The 5,321-nt window shown below is 34.0% G+C and carries 5 protein-coding genes; 2 read left to right on the forward strand and 3 right to left on the reverse strand.

What is annotated here, in order from left to right:
- Nucleotides 1–395 precede the first annotated feature (395 nt).
- From D8872_RS10405 to D8872_RS10415, 3 genes are read right to left on the reverse strand one after another with little or no spacing between them, the layout of a single operon-like run.
- Complete coding sequence (locus tag D8872_RS10405; protein WP_125390865.1) at nt 396–1,124, reverse strand: ABC transporter permease; 729 nt, start codon at nt 1,122–1,124, stop codon at nt 396–398.
- On the reverse strand, nt 1,121–1,861 hold the full coding sequence (locus tag D8872_RS10410; protein WP_125390866.1) for an ABC transporter permease: 741 nt from the start codon (nt 1,859–1,861) through the stop codon (nt 1,121–1,123). Before D8872_RS10410 ends, D8872_RS10405 begins: the two co-directional genes overlap by 4 nt.
- Nucleotides 1,861–2,769, reverse strand: coding sequence for an ABC transporter ATP-binding protein (locus D8872_RS10415; RefSeq protein ID WP_125390867.1), 909 nt, complete (start codon nt 2,767–2,769; stop codon nt 1,861–1,863). Before D8872_RS10415 ends, D8872_RS10410 begins: the two co-directional genes overlap by 1 nt.
- A 171-nt stretch (nt 2,770–2,940) precedes the next feature.
- Between D8872_RS10415 and D8872_RS10420 the strand changes: the two genes are divergently transcribed.
- Together D8872_RS10420 and D8872_RS10425 are read left to right on the forward strand one after the other, a co-directional pair.
- Nucleotides 2,941–3,630, forward strand: a complete 690-nt coding sequence (locus tag D8872_RS10420; RefSeq protein WP_125390868.1) for a response regulator transcription factor — start codon at nt 2,941–2,943, stop codon at nt 3,628–3,630.
- A complete protein-coding gene (locus D8872_RS10425) occupies nt 3,631–4,941 on the forward strand; it encodes a sensor histidine kinase (protein WP_125390869.1) in 1,311 nt (436 codons plus the stop codon). It begins immediately after the preceding gene.
- Nucleotides 4,942–5,321: the final 380 nt, after the last annotated feature.

Here is a 5,321-nt window from a genome sequence, read left to right on the forward strand (position 1 = left end):
CATTCGAACAATGTATTACCTCATAACGCATAACAAACTTTACGATTACTCTTTGACCCAAAATCGATAAGGCTGTCTATGCCGTATTATTGTAACCCCTTGTTTCAAAAAATACCAGATGAGGTGTTTTTTTAGCATGCCCATTTATAGATCAAAAAGTGTTAAAAATAAGACAGTAACCTCAGAATAGATACTGTCTTATCCCTTTTTTTACTTAAAGCCTTGATAGACTTGACAAATGGTAGAAAAGGGCCTAAAAAAGTAAACCAGTCTCATACGAAACTGGTTTATGATATATCCTTATTAAATCTCTACACTTTTTATTTGCTGATCATTAATTGTATAACAATTACGATAGTTCTTTGCTTTTTTCATGTTTTTCACTATAAATGAGATTAAATAAATCCCTTTTTAAGCTGTCTAACTGCTAAGGTATAGAAGACAAAAATATAAGCACCATTGACAACTAAGAAAAGGATAAATTCAGATAAGGTAAAAGGGACTAAGGAACGAGCTCGATCACCAACAGCAATCTGAGCATAAGGGAAAATTCTAAAAAGACCTTGTCCAATAAAGAGGGTCATAAGCCCTGCTATAGCCAAAATAGCTGATATAAGAATAGGCACTGCGAAATTTTTTAAGCGAATACTAAGAAAAATTTGAATGGTGACAATAGTAATGGTTGCTAGCCAACCTGTGATAGACCAAAGCAAAAAGTCCAGTAGATAATTTGCAAAAGGTACCTTCAAAACCAAAGCGCTGATAATATAAAAGAGGAGAGCTATCAGTTGACTAATAGCCATGACTAGTGACAAGCTGGTGATTTTTGATAAAACGATACGATTGGCTTTAACTGGAATACTTAATAAGCGCTGCCAGTTTTTATTATTTTCCTCGAATTGACAACTGATGGAACAGATAATCCCGATCAGAATAGGAGTAAATATCTGCGAGGAATAGAAAACTGTTTGTCCCCAAAGGACGCGAGCTTGTGTACCATCTAAGAGAACTTTTCGGTTGAGGGCAAAAATCATTGTTCCCAATAAGGACCCAACAAGGTTAAAGAAGATTAGCGTTATCGGAATAGCACTTTTTTTGATTTTTTTAAATTCAAAAGTAATCATAATAGATCCGCCTTTCCAATGAGTTTCTTACTGACAAAGATGCTTAAAAAAATGATAAGCAATAATACGACTAATTTAAAGGGATAAGCATTATCGTATTGAAAAAGATAAGTGTTAGTTCCAGCCACCCGTTTAGCGATTCCCATTATAGAGAAATATTGCCAAGGAATGAAAATGCGAATAGGAAATGGTAACGCACCGATACCTACAAATGACAGGAAGGAACCAATTAAGCCTGTTACTACTGTCACACTTGGCTTTGGATAGATAAAAGCTAAGCAAAGATGTAAACAAGACAGAAAGAGACAAACCAAAAAAGTTGTGAACAAAAAGAGACTTAATGAAACAGGTGTCACACTGACCTGCATGCCTTGAATAATAAATTTCAGAAAAAGCGTTTGAATCAAACTGACAACAAAGGCAAAAATAGCCATCACAGTCAATTTAGCTTTAAAAAGTTGCCAAGGACTTTCGTTACTGGTTTGCAAGAGTTTAAAAGTTTTGCCTAGATGTTCCAATTCCAGTAGTCTAGACGCTAAAACTACAATGAAAAGTGGCAAAATACAATCATTCAAGTAAGTCATGGTATAAATGGCATTATAGGCCTCATGTGTTTTAGGTAATTCATATTTGATAACAACGCTACTCCAAATCAAGCCCACTGCTACAATAGCAATCAAAGATAGCAAGAATGAACGTCTTTTTAATTTGATAAATTCTAATTGTAAATTTAGCATTACAAGACACTTCCTTCCCGTCCTGTCATATCAAGGAAAACATCTTCCAGCGATCGACGAATCATACAAACTTGATAAATATCAACATCATTTTCAACTAAGAGTCGAATAGCAGTGGCTATATTAACTTNATTGTTATCGTTGATAATCAATTTTTTGTTATCATCCAAATTAAAACCATTGAACATTAGTATTCTTTTAGCAGTTACATCATCACTGGTCTCAAACAGATATTTTTCATCTTCTTCAAGGTCAGATAGGTGGCCTTCAAAAAGTAATTGGCCATGATTGACAATACCAACAGTTGTAGCCATCTGTTCAATTTCTGAAAGAATATGGCTAGAAACGATGATAGTCATATCGTATTTTTGTGGTAAGGACTTGATGAGCTCACGAATTTCTTGAATACCGGCAGGGTCTAAACCATTAGTTGGCTCATCCAAAATCAGTAATTTAGGAAATTTAACAATGGCTAGTGCAATTCCTAGACGTTGTTTCATGCCTAGTGAATAGTTTTTAACTAGCTTGTCTTTTTGATCGAAAAGTTTGACAATCTTTAAGACTTCATCAATATTTCTTTTTGGTAATTTAAGCAATTTTTGGATAATTTCAAGATTTTCATAGCCGGTCAAATTAGCATAGTAAGAGGGCTCTTCAATGAGGGAACCTACATTTGAGAGGAGTGATATTTGATTGCTATTAAAGGTTTTGCCAAAGAGCTTAATGGAACCATGGCTTGGTTGCAACAATCCTAAAAGCATTTTCATAGCAGTACTCTTACCAGCACCATTTGGTCCTAAAAAACCATAAATTTCATTTTTTCTAATATGAATAGAGAGCTGATTAACGGCTACTTCACCTGAAAAATCCTTACTTAATTGGTTGGTTTCAACGATATAATTGTTCATTTGTTTTCTCCTTTAAAAATCTTAGAGTGATGTTGTATCCTTTCGCTATTTTCATTATAATGAACCTCCTTTATTTTAACCTGTTGATTACCTTAATTCTTCCTTAATTTTTACTTTAAAGTCCTTGACCAAGGAAGCAATGTGTTATACTAGTCTTGTTGAGGTAATAGTATGAATTATAAAGAAAAGAAGATCTTAATTTTAGACGATAACCCAGAAATTTTAGAAATGGTGCAAGAGTCATTGAACATTGCTGGTTTTAGCAATCTAACAAGTGTACAATCACAAAAAGAAGCTTTGGAGCAATTTNGAAAAAAATCCTTTGATTTAGTTATTTTAGATATTATGCTGCATGAAGGATCAGGATTTGAAGTTTTAAAAGGTATCCGTAAGACTTCAACGGTTCCTGTTTTGTTTTTGTCGGCAATCTCCGATATAGAAAAACAATATCAGGGCTTTGAGTTAGGAGCAGATGACTATATTATCAAGCCTTTCCGCCCAAGAGATTTGGNGCTGCGTATTCTTTCCATCTTAAAAAGAGCCTATCCCGAAAAGGAAGATACCCTTATTTTGCCTGCTTGCCAGGTACATTTTAGCCAAGCCTTGATTACCAAAGGAAAACTAGAGATTCAGCTGACAGCTAAGGAATACAGTATTCTTAGGGTCTTATATGATAATAAGAATCGCATTGTTACTTTTGACCAACTCTTAGAAAAAGTCTGGGGCTTACGATACCAAGGCTATGATAATACCCTAATGGCTCATATTCGTAAGATTCGACAAAAGATCGAAGCCAATCCATCTAAACCAGAAAGCTTAATAACGGTTAAAGGTTTGGGTTACAAACTAAAGGTGAATTAAATGGATACCGTTAAATTTTTTACTAAGTTATTTACCAGGTATGTTCTATTAATCTTGGCTTTAATCATAGGACTTGTTTTTGTTTATGGTTTGGTTTTCTCAGCCTATTTTAGTTTCTATGGAAAGGAAAAACCGGAACTACTTTACACTAAAATCGCTCAATCGAGTCAAGAGAATAATTTCAATTTTGATAAAAGCAGCAAAATTGAAATGGATAAACAAAATACTTGGGCTATGGTACTGAATCAAGATGGCAATATTGTCCAATCTTATCATTTACCTAAAGGACTCAAAAGACATTATACCAATGCTGATATGGTTAAATTTTCACATTGGTATTTAGAAGATTACCCTGTTTTCTCCTATGTACGTGGTCAGCAAATTTTAGTTTTGGGCTATCCTAAAAAGCATTCCTTAGCAAAATTTAATTTCTATGCTAATACGCAATTTATTAGGAATTTTCTCAGTTTGGGACTTGTTTTCTTGGGTATCATTCTTTTACTTATTTTTATTCTTTTGAGCCGATCAAAGTTGCGTATCAAAAAGGAGATGGAGCCGATTATTACTGCTGTCACTTCTTTATCCCAAGGTCAAAATATCGCTCTTAATGAAAAGGGAAATTTCTCTGAAATTAAGACAGCTCTCAATGAAACATCTCATATTTTGGAAGAAAGCAACACGATGAAAGAGCAATGGATTAGAGGGGTCAGTCATGATTTACGCAATCCTCTTATGCTCATATCAGGTTATAACAGTCAGTTAGAGCAGCAATATGGCAGAGGAAAGCAGACAGAGGAAATTGAAAATCAGATTCAAACTATGAAAGAAATGATTTCTAATCTCAATATGAGCTACTTATTGGATAACCAAAAGCGTCGCTCCGAATTTTCCAATCTTGATTTGGTTGCTGTCCTACGAACAGTAATTGCCGATATATTGAATAATTATGAAACAATTACACTTCATTTTGATTTGCCTACCGAGACAGTGTTGGTAAAAGGAGAGGTAACTTTATTAGCAAGAGCTTTTAGAAATCTCTTGCTTAATAGTATTATGCACAGCGGCTCTAACCAGATTGATCTGACTTATCAATTATCTGATAATAAAGTGCTCATCGTCATTGCGGATCAAGGAGATATTACAGCTCAAAAAATTACTGAGCTAAATCAGAAATCAACTAATTATGAATCACATGGTATGGGAACGGTTATCACCAAACAAATTATTAAATTACATCAAGGTGAAATTGTTTTTTTAGACAATCATCCAGGCTTAAAAGTCACCATTTCTTTACCTTTAGTAAAGGAATAATGCCCTGCCTAAGAACAAGCTTACACTTAGAAAACTAACCATTTGGAGCATTGCGACACATTATTTATCTTCTAAATATTTATCAAAATTTTTCTGTTATACACAAAAAAGAGTGCACAAATAAAGGGCTATTTTCTACCATTTGTCAAGTCTATCAAGGCTTTAAGTAAAAAAAGGGATAAGACAGTATCTATTCTGAGGTTACTGTCTTATTTTTAACACTTTTTGATCTATAAATGGGCATGCTAAAAAAACACCTCATCTGGTATTTTTTGAAACAAGGGGTTACAATAATACGGCATAGACAGCCTTATCGATTTTGGGTCAAAGAGTAATCGTAAAGTTTGTTATGCGTTATGAGGTAATACATTGTTCGAATG

The organism is Streptococcus cristatus (assembly GCF_003943815.1).
GTDB classification, from domain to species: Bacteria; Bacillota; Bacilli; order Lactobacillales; family Streptococcaceae; genus Streptococcus; species Streptococcus cristatus_F.